The organism is Actinosynnema sp. NPDC002837, assembly GCF_040295345.1.
Classification (GTDB): Bacteria; Actinomycetota; Actinomycetes; order Mycobacteriales; family Pseudonocardiaceae; genus Actinosynnema.
In genome coordinates this window covers 1-16,767 of sequence record NZ_JBEOVG010000076.1, presented here as the reverse complement: position 1 = coordinate 16,767, position 16,767 = coordinate 1, and the positions used below count along the sequence as shown (strand labels likewise).

The 16,767-nt window shown below is 72.5% G+C and carries 15 protein-coding genes; 10 read left to right on the top strand and 5 right to left on the bottom strand.

The annotated features are described in order from the left end of the window. Positions 1-124: 124 nt before the first annotated feature. The gene (locus ABTZ99_RS34470; RefSeq protein ID WP_499617381.1) at positions 125-1,222 is read left to right on the top strand and encodes an acyltransferase family protein; all 1,098 of its coding nucleotides are present in this window, start codon (positions 125-127) and stop codon (positions 1,220-1,222) included. On the opposite strand, the gene ABTZ99_RS34465 is transcribed toward ABTZ99_RS34470, so the two are convergent. From ABTZ99_RS34465 to ABTZ99_RS34455, 3 genes are read right to left on the bottom strand one after another with little or no spacing between them, the layout of a single operon-like run. Further along, entirely contained in the window at positions 1,200-2,417 is a 1,218-nt protein-coding gene (locus tag ABTZ99_RS34465) for a rhamnosyltransferase WsaF family glycosyltransferase (RefSeq protein ID WP_499617378.1), read from the bottom strand. The two genes, ABTZ99_RS34470 and ABTZ99_RS34465, sit on opposite strands and share 23 nt — an antisense overlap. Continuing rightward, complete coding sequence (locus ABTZ99_RS34460; RefSeq protein ID WP_498772531.1) at positions 2,414-3,886, bottom strand: lipopolysaccharide biosynthesis protein; 1,473 nt, start codon at positions 3,884-3,886, stop codon at positions 2,414-2,416. The genes ABTZ99_RS34465 and ABTZ99_RS34460 overlap by 4 nt, the downstream gene beginning before the upstream one ends. Beyond that, positions 3,871-4,920 carry a glycosyltransferase gene (locus ABTZ99_RS34455; RefSeq protein ID WP_498772533.1) on the bottom strand — a complete coding sequence of 350 codons (1,050 nt, stop codon included), beginning with the start codon at positions 4,918-4,920 and terminating at the stop codon, positions 3,871-3,873. Before ABTZ99_RS34455 ends, ABTZ99_RS34460 begins: the two co-directional genes overlap by 16 nt. An 81-nt stretch (positions 4,921-5,001) precedes the next feature. Between ABTZ99_RS34455 and ABTZ99_RS34450 the strand changes: the two genes are divergently transcribed. The 3 genes from ABTZ99_RS34450 (at position 5,002) to ABTZ99_RS34440 (ending at position 8,498) form a co-directional block, all read left to right on the top strand. Continuing rightward, entirely contained in the window at positions 5,002-5,850 is an 849-nt protein-coding gene (locus ABTZ99_RS34450; RefSeq protein ID WP_499617374.1) for a glycosyltransferase, read from the top strand. Further along, positions 5,847-7,115 (top strand): hypothetical protein, encoded by a 1,269-nt coding sequence (locus ABTZ99_RS34445; protein WP_499617371.1) that lies wholly within the window; start codon positions 5,847-5,849, stop codon positions 7,113-7,115. Before ABTZ99_RS34450 ends, ABTZ99_RS34445 begins: the two co-directional genes overlap by 4 nt. Positions 7,116-7,178: 63 nt before the next feature. Next, on the top strand, positions 7,179-8,498 hold the full coding sequence (locus ABTZ99_RS34440; RefSeq protein ID WP_499617368.1) for a cytochrome D1 domain-containing protein: 1,320 nt from the start codon (positions 7,179-7,181) through the stop codon (positions 8,496-8,498). On the opposite strand, the gene ABTZ99_RS34435 is transcribed toward ABTZ99_RS34440, so the two are convergent. Beyond that, positions 8,485-9,699: an MFS transporter gene (locus ABTZ99_RS34435; protein ID WP_498772817.1), complete on the bottom strand. Its 1,215-nt coding sequence runs from the start codon at positions 9,697-9,699 to the stop codon at positions 8,485-8,487. The two genes, ABTZ99_RS34440 and ABTZ99_RS34435, sit on opposite strands and share 14 nt — an antisense overlap. An 86-nt stretch (positions 9,700-9,785) precedes the next feature. Between ABTZ99_RS34435 and ABTZ99_RS34430 the strand changes: the two genes are divergently transcribed. The 4 genes from ABTZ99_RS34430 (at position 9,786) to ABTZ99_RS34415 (ending at position 14,754) form a co-directional block, all read left to right on the top strand. Beyond that, on the top strand, positions 9,786-10,607 hold the full coding sequence (locus ABTZ99_RS34430) for a WecB/TagA/CpsF family glycosyltransferase (RefSeq protein WP_498772541.1): 822 nt from the start codon (positions 9,786-9,788) through the stop codon (positions 10,605-10,607). Then, positions 10,598-12,667, top strand: a complete 2,070-nt coding sequence (locus tag ABTZ99_RS34425) for a glycosyltransferase (protein ID WP_499617366.1) — start codon at positions 10,598-10,600, stop codon at positions 12,665-12,667. The genes ABTZ99_RS34430 and ABTZ99_RS34425 overlap by 10 nt, the downstream gene beginning before the upstream one ends. 79 nt (positions 12,668-12,746) lie before the next feature. Next, positions 12,747-14,267 carry a serine/threonine-protein kinase gene (locus ABTZ99_RS34420; RefSeq protein ID WP_499617363.1) on the top strand — a complete coding sequence of 507 codons (1,521 nt, stop codon included), beginning with the start codon at positions 12,747-12,749 and terminating at the stop codon, positions 14,265-14,267. A gap of 10 nt (positions 14,268-14,277) precedes the next feature. Continuing rightward, complete coding sequence (locus tag ABTZ99_RS34415; protein ID WP_499617360.1) at positions 14,278-14,754, top strand: SLATT domain-containing protein; 477 nt, start codon at positions 14,278-14,280, stop codon at positions 14,752-14,754. On the opposite strand, the gene ABTZ99_RS34410 is transcribed toward ABTZ99_RS34415, so the two are convergent. Next, on the bottom strand, positions 14,741-15,526 hold the full coding sequence (locus ABTZ99_RS34410; RefSeq protein ID WP_499617357.1) for an enoyl-CoA hydratase/isomerase family protein: 786 nt from the start codon (positions 15,524-15,526) through the stop codon (positions 14,741-14,743). The two genes, ABTZ99_RS34415 and ABTZ99_RS34410, sit on opposite strands and share 14 nt — an antisense overlap. Positions 15,527-15,602: 76 nt before the next feature. Between ABTZ99_RS34410 and ABTZ99_RS34405 the strand changes: the two genes are divergently transcribed. Together ABTZ99_RS34405 and ABTZ99_RS34400 are read left to right on the top strand one after the other, a co-directional pair. After that, on the top strand, positions 15,603-16,070 hold the full coding sequence (locus tag ABTZ99_RS34405; RefSeq protein WP_498772551.1) for a GNAT family N-acetyltransferase: 468 nt from the start codon (positions 15,603-15,605) through the stop codon (positions 16,068-16,070). 113 nt (positions 16,071-16,183) lie between these two features. Beyond that, complete coding sequence (locus ABTZ99_RS34400) at positions 16,184-16,717, top strand: LuxR C-terminal-related transcriptional regulator (RefSeq protein ID WP_236594835.1); 534 nt, start codon at positions 16,184-16,186, stop codon at positions 16,715-16,717. Positions 16,718-16,767 lie beyond the last annotated feature (50 nt).

Genomic DNA, 16,767 nt, shown 5'->3' with positions numbered 1-16,767 from the left:
AGGAAATCCTGCTGCATCGGAGGCGGAAGTTGTTATTCTTTGCGGGAAACGAATATTCGACCGCAAGAATCGTGTTACGCGGCAACGGTGGCACGGACCGCTGCGCCGGTCGGGCCAACCGCCGATGACGAACGCGCCGGCGCCGCTCCCGTCGTCCGCCCCGGCGATCCCGCCACTGCCGCCGGTCCGGTTGCCCTCGCTCACCGGGCTGCGCTTCCTCGCCGCGTTCGTCGTCTTCGGCTTCCACCTGCACGCCGGCGGGTTGTTCGCGGGCACGGGAGCCGAAGGCGTCCTCGAAGCGGTGTTCGGGCAGGGCGCGACCGGGGTCGGGTTCTTCTTCCTCCTGTCCGGTTTCGTGCTCACGTGGTCCGCGCGGGAAGGCGTGCCGGCGAGCGTCGGCCGGCGGCGCAGGGCGGCCAGGGTGCTGCCCAACCACGTGGTGGTCTGGGTCGTGGTGTTCGCCGGCCTCGCCTGGCTGGGCGGCGTGTCCGTGCTCTCGGGCGTGGTGGGGCTGTTCCTGCTCCAAGCCTGGGTGCCGGTCCAGTCGGTCTACTTCGGCGTCAACACGCCGGCGTGGTCGCTGTCGTGCGAGGCCGCGTTCTACGCGGCGTTCGCCTGGCTCCTGGCGCGGGTGGACCGCGTGCCGCGGCGGAGGCTCTGGGCGCTCGCGCTCGGCCTCATGGCCGCGGTGGTCCTGGTCCCGGTGATCGCCCTGCCGCTGCCCGCGGACCTGGAGTACTGGTTCGTCTACGTCTTCCCGGTGACCCGGGCGCTGGAGTTCGTGCTGGGCATGGCGCTGGCCCGGATCGTGCGCGCCGGCCGCTGGCCCCGGCTGCCCCTGTGGCGGGCGGGCGCGCTCGCGGTCGCCGGGTACGTCGGCTCCGGTCACCTGCCGGGCACGTTCGGCTACGTCGCCGGCACGGTCGTCCCGCTGGCGCTGCTCATCCCGGCCGCCGCGGTCGCCGACATCACCGGCGCGCGGTCACCGTGGCGCGGCCGCACGGCGGTGTTCCTCGGCGAGGTCTCGTTCGCCTTCTACCTGGTGCACCAGGTGGTGATGCGGGCGGCGGAGGCGCTCGGGCCGCACGACGTCGCCCTGGCCGGGGCGATCGGGATCGCCGTGGCCGTCCTGGGCGTCTCGCTCGGGCTGGCGTGGCTGCTGCACCGGCTCGTCGAACGGCCGGCGCAGCGCCGCCTGCTCAGGCCGGCAGCTCCCGCCTGAGCACCTTCTCCAACTCGTGCCCGGCCGCGTCCCACGACCGGCCGGACACGCTCGCCGACGCGGCCCGGGCCACCGCGTCGAAGTCCGGTGACGTGACCACGTCGGACAGCGCGCGGGCCAGGTCGTGCGGTGTCGCGGGCGCGTACCGGACGTGGTCGTTGTCCAGCACGACCCGGTTGTGCGCGGCGTCGTTGACGACCGGCAGGCACCCGGCGGCCAGCATCTCGTGCGGCACCAGCGAGACGTTCGTCATCGACAGCGTGAGGCCCGCGTAGCACCGGTTGTAGATCTCGTTGAGCCGGTCGGGCGTGACCAGCCCGTGGTCGACGTGCCGCGGGCCCAGCGAGCCGATCTTCTCCCCGTACGTGTGGATCACGACGTCCGGGTGCCGCTCGGCGAAGATCTCCAACGCCAGCAACCCGATCTCGATCGCCCGCCGGGGCGCCAGCCGGCGCGCGTAGAACACCACGCCGTCCCGCCGCACGCCCTCGGTCAGGTGGTAGCGGTCCGCGTCGCAGCCGAAGTCGAAGTGGTCGGCCGCCATCCCCGTCTCGGCGCGCACCTTGTCGGCCAGGAACCGGCCGGCGGTGAAGCCGTGGAACCCCATCCGGTAGGTGTTCTCCGCCAACGCCGAGAGCCCTCCGACCGGGAAGAACCACGGCTCGTAGTCCTGCACGAGGTAGAACCGCCTGCCCGCGCACGGGTCGTTGAACGCCGGGTAGGCCGTCATCCAGGCGGTGGCGAACACGGCGTGCGCGTCGGCCATCCCGTCCGCCACGTCGTGCACCGACCCGCGGAAGCCCGGGAACGCCGACCTGATCACCTGCTCGTGGTCGGCCGCACGGCTGCCGTACACGTCGTACAGGTACAGCCGGCACGTGTGCCCCACCGACTCCAGGTGCTCGATCAGCCGGAACATCGTGGTGTGCCCGCCGGAGCCCGGTGAGGGCGGCGTGCTGACCCAGTTGACCACCAGCCGCCCGTCCTCCGGCACCGGCGGCACGACCACCGGCCGCCGCGCGCCGATGTCCGCCGCGCGCACGTCCTCCAGGCGCACCGGGAACACCTCGGCGCCCGCGCCGAGCCGCCGTGCCGCACGGCCGAGCGCGCGGGCGCCGACCTGACGCACACCCTGTTCGCGCATGATGCGCGTGACCTGGTGCGCCCGCCGTCGCAACTGCCGGACGACCCTCACGCGCCACTCCTCCGCAACAGGCCCAGCACCTCGTGGCGCAGGGGGAACACCACGGCCGCGTACGCCAGCGACGCCAACGCGCCGCCCACCAGCAGCCGCCACAGGGCGCCGTCGAGGACCCACTGCACGCCCGACGCCACCAGGACCATCACCACACCGCCGGCCACCGGCCGCGCGACCGCCGCGCCCAAAGCCCGCGCCCGCAACCCGTAGGGCCGGAAGGCGATCAGGTACGCGGGCACGATCACCACGAGCACGACCACGCTCTGCGCCAGCGCCACGCCCCGGATGCCGTCCAGGTGCGCGCCCAGCGCCAGCAGCGGCACGAGCGCGGCCAGCCACACCAGGTGGATGACCAGGATCGCGCGCGACCGCCCGGCGCCGGCCAGGTAGTCGTACCCGAGCTCCAACGCCACCCGCAGCGCTCCCAGCAGCACCAGCAACGCCAACGCCTGCGCGGCCGGCGCCCACCGCTCGCCGTACACCGTGCGCACGAGCGGGTCGGCCAGCGCCGCCAGCAGCACGCACGCGGGCACCGTCACCAGCGCGAGCAGCCGCAACGCACGCGCGAACGTACGCGCGAACAGCTCCGGATCATCTCTGACCTGCGCGAACGCCGCCAGTGACACGCTGCGCACCGGCTGCGAGAACGCGCCGACCGGCCAGTTCGCCAGGTTGAACGCGAGCAGGTAGAACCCCAGCGGCACCGTGCCGAGCACGCCGCCCACGATGACGTAGTCGACGTTGAGCACCCCGAACACGAGCAGGCTCGCACCCGCCAACGGCAGCCCGAACGCCAGCACCTCCCGTGCCCGCGCCGGGTCGAACCCCGGTCCGTAGCGCTTCGGCGTGTAGGCGAACATCACCACCGCGGCGACCAGGTTGGTGGCGATCCGCGACCACGCCAGGCTCCACGCGCCGAAGCCCAGCAGCGCGAGCACGACCACCACGGCCGTGCCGACGACGAACGCCGACGTGTCCGCGACGAACTTGTGGTCCTGCCGGAACTCGCGTTGCAGCACGGCGCCCGGCACCGCCGACGCGCCGGCGACCACCAGCGACAACGACATGAGCTGGATCACGCCCGTCGCCTGCGGCGTGTCCATCGCCTCGGCGAACCACGGCGCGCCGAGCACGCACAGCAGCGCCAACAGCGCGCCGGACGCGATGGACAGCGTCGTCACGGTGGGCGCGAGCTCCTCGACCGGGCGTTCGCTGCGCACCAGGGCGACGCTCACGCCCATCTCGCTGACGCTCATCACGATGTTGAGCACCACCAGCGCGACCGCGAACACGCCGAACTGCTCCGGTGCGATCAGCCGGGCCAGCAGGACGCCGACACCCACCTGGCCCAACCGCTGCACCAGGCTGTTGACCACGCTCCACCGGATCGCCGAACCGACCTTGCGCCGCAGCTCCGGCCGCCCGGTCACCGGCGGCTCCACCTCGGCGGTCACTGGCCGCGCCACTTCCAGACCTGCTTGCCCACGACGCCTGCGCCGCGCTTGACCAGGTGGCTGCCGACGAACAGCTGCGTGCGGCTGCACACCCTCGGCCCCACCGCCCGTCGCCGCCGCAACGCCCGGTACTCGGGCAACCGCGCCGCGTCGGGGAACACCCGCCGGGCGAACGCCTCCAGCTCGTCCACCGGGATCTCGTCGAGCCGGTCCCGGTCGTAGGCGCGCACCGCCCGCCACAGCGCGTCCTTGGCGATCGACCGGTCGGCCAGCGCCCGCAGCCGCGCCGGCAGGTCGGGGTGCTCGGCGAAGAACCGCTCGAACACGGCCTGCCGCTGCTCCAGGTCGGCGAAGAGCGACGAGAACTGCGTGCGCATCATGCTCTGCTGGTGCACGCGGTAGTACGCGGCGGGCTTGCCGCGCACGTAGCCGATGTCGGACACCGCGGCGATGCGCATCCACATCTCCAGGTCGCCCGCGTGCGGCAGGTCGGGCCGGTAGCCGCCGACGGCCTGCTGCACCGACGTGCGCACCACGGCCTCGGGCGAGGACAGCACGTTCTGCCCGGTGCGGCATCGCGCCTCGATCCAGTCCACACCGGACCAGACCGTGCGGCCGGCCGGCGGGGCGATCACGGACGGCAGGTTGTCGTGATCGGTGTAATAAACAACACGTCCGTACACCATGCCGACGTTCGGGTTCGCCTCGAAGACCTCGGCGGCACGGGCCAACGCGCCCGGCGCGAGCAGGTCGTCGGCGGACAGCAGCACGGTGTAGTCGGCCTTGGCCCACTCCAGCAGGCCCTCGTTGTAGGTCGCGATGTGGCCCTGGTTGACCTCGTGCCTGCGGCCCTCGACCCGGGGGTCCCGCGTCAACTCGGCCACGACCTCGGGCGTCTCGTCGGTGGACGTGTCGTCGATGATCAGCACCCGCACGTCGACACCGGGTTGGTCGAGCACGCTCTTCACGCACGCGCGCAGGAACCGCGCGTAGTTGTAACACGGGATGACGACGTCGACCGTTGGTCGTGCCGGGGGCTCAGTCACGCTCTACTCATCGTGCGCGACCGCGGATCGTTAACGGCGCGGCCCCGATCCCGATGTACGGGACACGAGGGAAGGGGTTCCATGGACCACGTCGTGCTGACGCGCTTCAACCTGCCGTCCGTCGGGGCGGAGAGCGTCGTGCGGGCGCGGGAGGGGTGGTTGACCGAACGCGTCGGGCTGTTCGAGCGGTACTGCCTGCCGTCCGTGGCGGCGCAGACGTCCTCGGACTTCCGGTGGCTCGTCTACTTCGACCCGGAGAGCCCGCGGTGGCTCAAGGACCGCATCGAGGCGCACGGCGACGCGTACACGCCCGTGTTCCGCACGCAGGTCAGCCGCGACGAGCTGGTCGAGGACATCGCCAAGCTCTTCCCGGTCAAGGGCGACGAGCTGATCACCACCAACCTCGACAACGACGACGGCCTCGCCGCGGACTTCGTCGCCCGGCTCCAGGCGCAGCCGTCCACCGGTCGCCGCACCGCCCTGTACCTGGCGAACGGGCTGGTCAAGAGCCCGACCGGGTTGTTCGCGCACCACGACCGCGACAACGCGTTCGCCTCGATGCGGGAGAGCTGGGACGCGCCGGTGACGTGCTGGGCCGACTGGCACAACCGGCTGCACCGGCACGCCGAGGTGGTGTCGCTGGGCGGACCGCCCGGCTGGCTCCAGGTCGTGCACGGCGGGAACGTGAGCAACCGCACCCGCGGCAGGCTGGTCGCGCCCGCGCCGCACCGGGCGCTGTTCGGCGCGGCGCTGGACGACGTGCCGGAGCCCGCCGGCGGTGTGCTGGCCCGTGACCGGTTCGTCGGTCACCCGCTGCGGTCGGCGCGTGACGGGGCCCGGTACGTGGTCAAGACCGCGGCGATGCGGCTGCTCGGCCCGGACGGCTTCGAGAAGGCGAAACGGGTGCTGGCCGCGCGGACGTCGAGGTGAAGCCGACCCGTGCGGCGCTGGCGCTCGCCCTCGTCGCGACCGCGTGCACGGCCGAGGCGCAACGGCTGGCCGACCCGCCACCGGTCCTCGCCGGCCCGTCCGTCGACTACTACAAGCAGTGGGCCAACGGACCCAACCCGACCGGCGACCCGGCCGTGTTCCCGATCAACGTCTGGATGCAGGACCCGTCCGGCGTGGAGAACGGGAAGAAGCTCGGCCGGGCGTTCCCGGAGATCGGCGTCGACTTCGGCATCGGGCTCTGGGAGGACGAGTGGTGGTACCTCCGCCAGGAAGGGCTGCACGAGACCGACTGGCGCGTGTACGTGGACGGCACGCGCGTCGACGCGGTCCTGGCCGACACCGCGCACGCACGCAACTACGTCGGCTACCTGATCGCCGACGAGCCGGACATGACCAAGGTCTACGGCGACGTGTTCCACCCGGACATGCAGCCGTCGGCGATCGTGAAGGCCGCCGACGCGGTGCGCGCCGAGGACCCGTCCAGGCCGACGTACCTCAACTTCAGCCCGTGGATGGGCACGCCGACCGGCGAGATCGGCTACGGCTACATCGAGGAGTCCTACGAAGAGGACATGCGGACCTACTGCTCGGCCGCGGACATCGCGTCGGCCGACTACTACGGCTGGACCCACCCCGACCGCAACCACACCGTCGGCGCGTACAGCTACGGGCAGGTCATCGACACGATGCGCAAGTGGTGCGGCCCGGACAAGCCGCTGTACGGGTTCGTCGAGACGGGGCACCCGCACGACCGCGGCGAGATCATCGACCCCGACCAGCTCGAATCGGCGGTGTGGAACACGATCCTGCACGGCGCCACCGGCATCAACTACTTCGCGCACAGCTTCTACACCGACGGGACGGGGGAGTACTCCAGCATCCTGACCCGCCCGGAGATCACCGCCCGCGTCGCCGCCGTGAACGCGCGGTTGAAGTCGTTGGCGCCGGTGCTCAACGCGCCGAACGCGCCGGGCGTGACCGCGTCGAGCGACAACGGCATCCCGGTCTCCGTACTGCACAAGGATCCGGGCATGCACAAGCAGCTCGGCGACACCCGCTGGGTGCTGGCGCAGACCGACGGCACCAAGGACCACCCCCGCAGCCTCGCCGCCCGCGTCACGCTCACCGTGCCGGTGTCGTCGGGCACGGCCACGGTGGTGGACGAGGACCGGACCGTGCCGATCGTGGACGGCCGGATCGTGGACGACTTCGGGCCGTACCAAGTCCACGTGTACCGGTTCTGACGGCTAACGGCGGGGCGCCGGCCGGCGATGGGGGCAGTGGACCCCAACCCACGGAGGCCGATCGTGCTCAGACAGATCCGCAAGGCGCCGGCGGTGTGCGGCGCGGTCGCCCTGGGAGCGGCGCTGCTGCTCGGACCGTCCGGGACGGCCGTGGCGGCCCCCGTGCGCGTGCTCGGCTACGTCGCCAACAACGGCGGCGGGGTGTCGGTGCTGGACACCGCGACGAACGCCGTCACCGCCACGCTCGTCGACTCCGCGGGCGACTCGCCCTACGGCGTCGGCGTCGCGTTCGACGGCACGCGCGGCTACGTGACGAACGTCCGGGACGACACGCTCACCATCATCGACACGCCGACCAACACCGTGGACGCGTCCGTGCCGGTCGGCGACGGCCCCGCCGGCGTCGTCGTGTCGCCGTCGGGTGGGCACGTGTACGTGTCGAACTACCTGGCGGGCACGGTGTCCGTGGTGGACGCGGCCACGTCGACGACCACCGAGACCATCCCGGTCGGCGCGAACGCCGACGGCATCGCGATCGCGCCGGACGGCAGGCGGCTCTACGTCGCCCACGACGTCGCGGGCCCCGGCACGGTCTCCGTGGTGGACACCGCGACGAACGCGAAGGTCGCCGACATCCCGACCGGCAACACCCCGACCGCCGTGGCCGTGACCCCCGACGGCGCGAAGCTCGTCGTGGTCAACAAGCTGTCGAACACCGTGTCCGTGGTCGACACCGCGTCCAACGCCGTGATCGGCGCGGTCCCGGTCAGCTTCATCCCGCACGGCGTCGCGATCTCCCCGGACGGCGCGCGCGCCTACGTGACCAACAGTGAAGGCCACAGCCTGTCGGTGGTCGACGTCAACGCGCTGACGCAGGTGGCCCGGATCCCGGTGGGCAGCAGGCCGATCAGCGTCTCCCTGACCCCGGACGGCGCGAAGGCCTACGTGACGAACTACAACAGCGACACCGTGTCCATCGTGGACACCACGACCCTGGCGGTCGTCGGCACGGTCCCCGTGGGCGCGAACCCGGTCGGCATCGCGATCCACGCCGTACCCCCGGCACCCACCAAGCTGACCGCCGGCCACGCCCAGCTGCAGCTGCGCCTGCTCGGCTTCACCGCGCGCGGCCTGGACGCCACCCTCACCGAGTCCCACACGGGCAAACCGGTGGCGGGCAAGCAGATCTCCTTCCGCACGGTCAAGGGCCACCCGCTCTGCACCGCCACCACGAACGCCTACGGCAAGGCGCAGTGCGACGCCAACGTACCCCTGCTGGTGGGCCTGGCCACCCTGCTCCAGGGCTACACGGCGAGCCACGCGGGCGACCTGACCCACGGCCGTTCCGCCGCGCACGGCTCCATCGCCCTCACCCTGCTCTGACCCGGCAGAGCCCGGCCGCCACCAGGACCGCGACGAGCAGCGAGCCGATGGCCGCGTGCACGGCCGTGCCGAAGGCGGCGAACTGGAGCAGGAAGCCGAAGGCGACGGACGACACCAGCCGCGCCAACGCCTGCCCCGTCTGCACCACCGCCAGCCCGGACGCCCGCAACGACTCCGGCACGAGCGCGCTGACGCGGGCGGACAGGACGCCGTCCGTCGCGGCGTAGAAGAGCCCGTGCAGCAACAGGGCCGCACCGACCCCGGCGTAACCGGTGCCGGCGGCCAGCAGCAGCACGTACACGCCCAGCAGCAGCACGTGCCCGCCCAGGAACACCGGCCACCGGCCGATCCGGTCGGCCAGGCGTCCCACCGGCGCGGCGGCGAGGAGGAACACCAGAGCCGTGCCCAACGGCAACAGCGGCAACAGGTGCAGCGGCGCGCTCGTCGCCTTCTGCACCAGGATGAACACGAACGCGTCCGACAACGTCGCCAGGCCCAGCACCGCCGACGCGACCGCCAGCCGCCGGTACCCCGCCTCCCGCAGCAGCGCGAGACCCGCCTTCACCGACGGCCGCGGCCCGGTCGGCGCGGGGCGCGGGTTCTCCCGCACGAACGCCACCAGCACGATCAGCCCCACCACCGCGAAGCACGCGCTCACCACGAACACCGGGCCCGCGACCGTGCCGACCCAGTACAGCAGCAGGAACGTCACCAACGGCCCGAGCAGCGCGCCCACCGTGTCCATGCTCCGGTGCAGCCCGAACGCCGCGCCCAACCGGTCCGGCGGCGTGGCCAACGAGATCAGCGCGTCCCGCGGCGCGGTGCGCAGCCCCTTGCCCGCGCGGTCCGCCGCCATGGTCGCGCCGATCCCGAACGCCGACGCGCCCACGAGCGGGAAGATGAGCTTCGTCACCGCCGACAGCCCGTAACCGACCGCGGCGACCGCCTTGTGCCGGTGCGTCCGGTCCGACAGGTGCCCGCCGACGAGCCTCAGCACCGCCGTCGCACCGGTGTACAGGCCGTCGAGGACGCCGAACTGCGCGTAGCTCAGGTTGAGCGTGAACAGCAGGTAGACCGGCATGAACGCGGTGACCATCTCGGCCGAGACGTCGGTCAGCAGGCTCACCGCGCCCAACGCGACGACCGTGCCGGGAACCCTGCCCCTGACCCGCTCGCCGGGCCGGACGGACGCAACGTACATGCCCCCGATATCGGTCACGTGCGGTAACCGTTACCGCCGTTCGGGCACGTCGTAACGGGGACCACCCGGAACCCGATGACGCGGGTATGCCGGACATAGCGCAGGCCCGCGTTCGCGTGGGCGCCGTCGACGTGTGGTCCGTCCGCGAGTCCGGTGTGGCCGACCACGTCGCCGAGGCCTGGCGACGGGCCGAGGGCGGCGCGATCGTCACGGCCAACGTGGACATCGTGCGCGCGGCGACCCGCAGCCCCGAGCTCGCGGCGCTGATCGCCGAGTCCGAGCTGGTCGTCGCCGACGGGATGCCGGTCGTGTGGGCGGGCAGGCTCGCGGGCGTCCCGGTGCCCGAACGGGTCACCGGGTCGTCGCTGGTGTTCACCCTCGCCGAAGCCGCCGCCCGCGAGGGCCGTTCGCTCTACCTGCTCGGCGGTGAGCCCGGCGTGCCGGAGAAGGCCGCCGACGCGCTGCGCGCCCAGTACCCCGGGCTGCGCGTGGTGGGCACGGACTCGCCGCCGTTCGGGTTCGAGACCTCCGCCGCGGCCACCGCCGGGACCGTCGCCAAGGCCGTGGGGGCCAAGCCGGACCTGGTGTTCGTCGGCCTCGGCTTCCCCAAGCAGGAACGCCTGATCCGACTCCTGCGCGCCGAGCTGCCCGCGTCCTGGTTCCTCGGCTGCGGCGCGGGCATCCCGATGGCCGCGGGCGAGTTCCGGCGCGCCTCGGGCGCGGTGCAGAAGCTGGGCGCGGAGTGGCTGCACCGCCTCGCGCTCGAACCGCGCCGCCTGGCCAGGCGCTACCTGCGCGACGACCTGCCGTTCGCGTTCCGCCTGCTCGGGGGCGCGCTGCGCACCCGGTTGCGCCGCTCGACCGCCGACGGAGTCGGCGACCAGCCCGGGGAGCAGAAGTGCCGCTAGCCGTCGTCGTCGTGACCTACCACAGCGCGGACGTCGTCGAGGACTGCCTGAAGTCCGTGGCGATCGCGCTGGAGTCCATTCCGGACAGCCGGGTCGTGGTGGTGGACAACGCTTCCACCGACGACACCCTGGCGGTCGTGGCACGGGTCGCGCCGCACGCCCAAGTCGTCGCCCGCGCGTCCAACGACGGCTTCGCGGCGGGCGTCAACGCCGGGTTCGCCGCCGCGCCGGACTGCGACGTGCTGGTGCTCAACCCGGACGTCCGGCTGCACCGCGACGCCGTCACGCTGCTGCGCGCCGCGCTCGCGCTGCCCGGCACCGGCATCGCGGTGCCCCGGCTGGCCGGTCCCGACGGAGCGCCGCAGCTGTCGTTGCGCCGTGCGCCGAACCCGTTGCGCGCCCTGGGCGAAGCGCTCCTCGGCGGCACGCGGGCCGGCCGGTCCGAGGCGCTCGGCGAGCTGGTGGTCGACCCCCTCCGGTACGAGACGGCCGGCACGGCGGACTGGGCGACCGGCGCGGCGTGGCTGATCTCCCGCGAGGCGCGCGAGGCGACCGGCGTGCTGGAGGAGCGGTACTTCCTGTACTCGGAGGAGACCGAGTACATGGTGCGCGCGGGCGAGCGCGGTTACGCCATCCGCTACGAGCCGCGGGCGCGTGCCGTGCACCTCGGCGGCGAGCAGTCGACGTCGCCGGTGCTGTGGTCGATGGCCACCACGAACCGGGTCCGCGCGGTCCGCGAGCGCGACGGCCGCCCGGCCGCCTTCGCGATGTGGTGCGCCGTGCTGCTGAACGAGCTGCTGCGCGTGCCGCGCGGCGCCAAGCACCGCAAGGCCGTCGGCGACCTGCTGCGCTGGCGGCGGTGGCCGGCCCGCCCCGGCGCGGACCCCGAACCCGGCTGGGTGTGCTTCTCCGCGCAGGACTGGTGGTACCACAACCGGGCGCACTCGGACTTCCAGCTGATGCGGTCGATGGCCGCGCACCGCAGGGTGCTCGTGGTCAACAGCATCGGCATGCGGATGCCGACCCGCGGCAACAGCACCCACGTGGCCCGGCGCGTCCTGCGCAAGCTGCGCAGCGTGGCCAAGTTCGTGCGCCGGCCGATGCCGGACTTCTACGTGATGTCCCCGTTGCCGCTGCCGTTCTACGGCTCGCCGTTGCTGCGCAAGGTCAACGCCGTCCTGGTCCGCGCCCAGGTGCGGCTGGTCGCCCTCGCGCTGGGCCTGCGCACGCCGGTGATCATGGTGACGATCCCCACCGCCTGGGACGTCGTCGCCCCGATGCGCCGGCACAGCCTGGTGTTCAACCGCTCGGACCGGCACTCGGACTTCCCCGAGGCCGACCGCGCGTCCATCGAGGCGTTGGAGGAGCAGCTGCTGGCCAACGCCGACCACGTCGTGTACGTCAGCCACGCGTTGATGGACGAGGAGCTGCCGCGCACCGGCTCCCGCGCCCACTTCCTCGACCACGGCGTGGACGTCGACCACTTCACCGCGCGGCCGGAGCACGAGTGGCCGTCGGACGTCCGCGCGATCCCCGGCCCGCGCATCGGCTTCTTCGGCGCGCTGGACGACTTCGTGGTCGACTTCGACCTGCTGGAACGCGTCGCCGCCGAGCTGCCGCACGCGTCCCTGGTGCTGATCGGCGACGCGACCCACCCGATGGAGCGCTTCGACAAGTACCCGAACGTGCACTGGCTGGGCTTCCGCCCCTACACCACGATCCCGGCCTACGGCTCGGCGTTCGACGTGGCGATCATGCCCTGGCAGGACAACGACTGGATCAAACGGTCCAACCCCATCAAGCTGAAGGAGTACCTGGCCCTGGGCCTCCCGGTGGTCAGCACCGACTTCGCCGAGCTGGCCGGCTACACCGACCGCGTCCGCGCCGCCCGCACCCACGCCGACTTCGTCGACGCCCTGCGCACCACCCTCGCGACCGGCCCCCTGCTGCCGCCGCACGCCCTCCGCGCCTCGGTCGAACCGCACTCCTGGCACGCCCGCACCCTGACCCTCCTCACCCTGACCACCGCGAGGGACCCTCGACTCCACGACCCGGTCTGAGGTTGCGCGGCTGTGTGCTGCGCCGCGAACCTCGCCGTCTTGCCCAAGAGGGGTGGCCGGCGCATCTAGTGTGGGTGTCGTGCAGCCACTGCCCCCGAACGCCCCGTCGCGGATCGGCGACTACACGCTGCTCGCCGCCCTCGGCCGCGGCGCGATGGGGTCGGTCTACCTGGCGCGGTCACGCGGCGGGCGGCCGATCGCGGTCAAGGTCTCGCGCGCCGAGCTGGCCGACAACCCCGAGTTCCGCGAGCGCTTCCGCCGGGAGGTCGAGATGGCGCGCGCGGTCGGCGGCTTCTGGACCGCCACCGTGGTGGACGCCGACCCCGACGCCGACCGGCCGTGGATGGCCACCGAGTACATCCCCGGCCCGAGCCTGCAGCAGGCCGTCCAGGACCACGGCCCCCTGCCCGAACGCGCCGTGCGCCGCCTCGCCGGCGGCCTGGCAGAAGCGCTGGTCGCGATCCACGGCGCGGGCCTGGTGCACCGCGACCTCAAGCCGTCGAACGTGCTGCTGGCCGACGACGGCCCCCGCGTGATCGACTTCGGCATCGCCCGCGCCTTGGAGCACTCCGCGCTCACCGAAGCGGGCATCGTGTTCGGCACCCCCGGCTACCTGTCACCCGAGCAGGTCGTCGGCCAGAAGATCACCACCCAGAGTGACGTGTTCGCGCTCGGTTCGGTGCTGGTCTACGCCGCGACGGGCGGTGGGCCGTTCGGCGAGGGCGCCACGTCCGCGCTGGTCTACCGCGTGGTCCACCAGGACCCGGACCTCTCCCGCGTGCCGCCGGGCCTGGTGCCGCTGATCGTGCCGTGCCTGGTCCGGGAGCCGGCGAACCGCCCGACGCCCGCACGCCTGCTGGAGGCGATCGGCCCGCCGTCCGCCGAACCGTCCTGGCTCCCCGCACGCGTCCGCACCATGGTCGAGCAACGGCACACCGAGCTGGGCAAGCTGCCCGCCAAGCCGCCGACCCGCGTGCTGGTGGACGAGCCGCCGCCCAAACCGCCGACCCTCGTCACCCCCGCGCCGGTGCAGCCACGCACCCCGACCGCGGCGCCCGTCCGCATCGACCCCGCGCCCAAGGAGGTCCGCCCCACCGGCGTCCGGTTCAAGACCTCCCGCGCGGTCGGCCTGAGCTGGGCCGGTGCGAACGCGCTGGCCGCCGTCGTGACGGGCTCGATCGCCGACGCCGCCTCCGGCGCGCCCGACGCGGTGCGGGCGGCCGCGTTCCTCGGGTTCCTGGCGTTCGCGCTGGCCGGCATCCGCCTCCTGGTCGGCGTCGCGCGCTCGCCGCTCACCCTCGACGTCGGCCCCGACGGCATCACGCTGTCCAACGGCGAGCAGTCGCGCCGCCTCCCGTGGTACGCGATCGCCCGCGTGAAGGTGGAGGCGCACCACGCCCGCCCGTGGCTCGTGGTCTGGCTGGTCGCCGCCGCCAAGACCCCGGACACGCTGGGACGCGGCAGCTTCACCAAGCACAAGGGCGGCCTGCGCGTCTACCCGATCTCGCACGAGCGCTACCGCAAGCGCCGCGACCGGGACGTGGTCGAGCTGCGCTCCGCCCTCGCCTGGTACGGCTCCGCCGCCTACGACCCCCGATAGGGTGCCCGCCGTGGACGAGCCTGAAGAGCAGCCGGTGAAGTCGGGCCTGAGCCCGCACGAGCTGGCGCTGGACCTGCTGGGCCGCATCGACCGCGCCCGCGACTACGGCCGGGAGCGCGCGGCCCGGTTCAGCCGCCGGGCGACCGCGCTCAAGGTCGGCCTGCTGACCATGTCCGCGACCGCGACGATCATCCTGGGCTGGCAGGACCTGGACTTCTGGACGGGTCTGGCGTTCTCGCTGGTCGCGTTGACCACGGTGTTCGCCGTGCTGGAGCCGTACTTCGCGTGGCGGCCCCTGTGGGTGCTGATGGAGGAGTCCATCTCCCGCTTCCACCGGCTGCACGACGACGTCAGCCACTACCTCGCGGACACGCCGAGCGACCGGGTCGACGCCGCCAAGGTCGCCGAGATGTTCGCCGAGTACCAGGCGATCTGGGACCGCCAGAACACCCGCTGGGGCGAGTTCCGGCGGATCAGCGACCGCTGAACGTCGCCCTGCCCGGACCGTCGGCCAGGAACGACCGCACCGCGCCGCGCAGGTCCTCGGTCTCGAACAGCTCGGCCGCGATCGCGGTGACGTGCTCGTTCGCCTCGGGCACGCCGCCGCTCTCGAAGTGCGCCAGCACCCGCTTGGTCGCCGCGTGCGCCACCGTGGGCCCGGTCGCCAGCGCCGCGGTGAACTCCAGCGCCGCGTCGTCGAAGCCCTCGTCCGGCAGCACCCGGTTGACCACGCCCCACCGTTCCAGCGTGGCCGCGTCGTAGCGCTCGCCGGTCATCACGAGCTCCTTGGCCCGACCGACACCGGCCCGCGCGGCCAGCCGCTGCGTGCCGCCCATGGTCGGGGTCAGCCCGACGACCTTCTCCACCAACCCGAACGTCGCCCGCCGCGCGGCCAGGACGAGGTCGCACGCCACCGCGACCTCGAACGCCCACGTCAGGCACAGCCCGTGCGCGGCGAACACGGTCGGGAACGGCAGCGCGGCCACCCGTTCGGTCAGCTCCAGCATCTGGTCGAGCAGGACCTTGGCCCGCGCGGACGTCTCCTGCGCGGCGAACAGCCCGACGTCGACACCGCCGCTGACGACCTTGCCCTCGAAGCGGATCAGCAGCGCACGCGCGGGCCGCTCCTCCAGGTCCTCGACCGCCGCCTCCAGCAGGTCGTGCAACTCGGCGGTGTAGAGGTTCAGCGGGGGAGCGTCCACGGTGAGGACGGCGAGCCCCACGGCGTCCCGCTCCAGCCGGACCTGTTGCGCTGCCACGGGCGGGGACTTTACACGCGTCCGGAATGGCGAAAACCACGTGTCCGAATGGCCCAGCGCAGGTGAGAATCTGCCAATGAGTTCCTGGACCGTTCAGCCTGAACCGGTTGACAGCCCGACCGCGGTCGCGGTGATCCGCACGTACTTGACCGACATCATCGGGCGCTACTACGGCCGACCGGCCGTGCCCGAGGAGGTCGACCGGGCGATCGCCGACGACCCGACCGACGACCTGGCGGGGTTCTTCGTCGGTCGTCGCGACGGGGCGGTGCGAGGATGCGTCGGCTTCCGCATGGTTGACCGCGAAATGGCGGAGATGAAGCGGATGTTCGTCGATCCGGCCGCTCGCGGCACCGGCGGCGGAGCGGCGCTGCTCGCGGCGGTCGAGGAGGCGGCTGTCTCATTTGGTGCTGCGGCCATTCGCCTCGACACCCGTACTGACCTGGTCGAAGCGCGGGCGTTGTACGCGCGGCACGGCTACCGTGAGGTGCCCGCGTTCAACGACGACCGCTATGCGGAGCACTGGTTCGAAAAGCGGCTATAGGGGCCATTGGGTTCCCATATCACCGTTGTGATGTGTCTCACTTGACACTGAATAAACGTCACAGTTGAGTATGTGGCGAAAGTCGGCCGCGGAATGAAATGGGGATCAGTCCAGTGGCTTTCGCCGTTGAGTTGACATTTCGTGATGCGCGCCAGGTGCGGAGATCCATTCATCTCGCACACCGGGAATATTGGCGTCCGCTCGCCGAGCAGGGCGTGCTCGTCGGAACCGGCCCGTGGGCCGATGGTTCCGGCGTGCTGCTCATCGTTCAGGTGCCCGACGACGCCGCGGCCCGGGACCTGGTGCGCGGTGACCCGTACGTGCGATCGCAGTCGATCGCAGAGGTGCGCATACGCCAGTGGCACGTGCTGCTGGGTGTGCCGGAAGGTGAGCGCGTGCCGGGCATCGTCCGGCCGCGTGACGGGCAGAGCGCCGAGGCGCGCTCGCGCGAGCCGTTGACGCCGCACGAGCACCGGATCGCGCTGATGATGTTGGAGGGGATGACGAACCGGCAGATCGCCGAGCACTTCTCGGTGTCGACCCGGGCCGTCGAACTCCACATCACCCGCATCTACCGCAAGCTCGACATCGGCAGGCGGGCGCAGCTCGCCGCGGCGATGCCGTGGGGCCAGCGCTCGTACCTGTAGCGCACGTACCGGTCATGGACAGGCCGTGAGGCCGACGGGAGACCCCCGTC

What these genes read in the sequence shown, in the direction of transcription:
- ABTZ99_RS34470 (WP_499617381.1), top strand. Translation starts at nt 125, where the DNA reads ATGACGAACGCGCCGGCGCCGCTCCCGTCGTCCGCCCCGGCGATCCCG.
- ABTZ99_RS34450 (WP_499617374.1), top strand. Translation starts at nt 5,002, where the DNA reads ATGGACCACGTCGTGCTGACGCGCTTCAACCTGCCGTCCGTCGGGGCG.
- ABTZ99_RS34435 (WP_498772817.1), bottom strand. Translation starts at nt 9,699, where the DNA reads ATGTACGTTGCGTCCGTCCGGCCCGGCGAGCGGGTCAGGGGCAGGGTT.
- ABTZ99_RS34430 (WP_498772541.1), top strand. Translation starts at nt 9,786, where the DNA reads ATGCCGGACATAGCGCAGGCCCGCGTTCGCGTGGGCGCCGTCGACGTG.
- ABTZ99_RS34405 (WP_498772551.1), top strand. Translation starts at nt 15,603, where the DNA reads ATGAGTTCCTGGACCGTTCAGCCTGAACCGGTTGACAGCCCGACCGCG.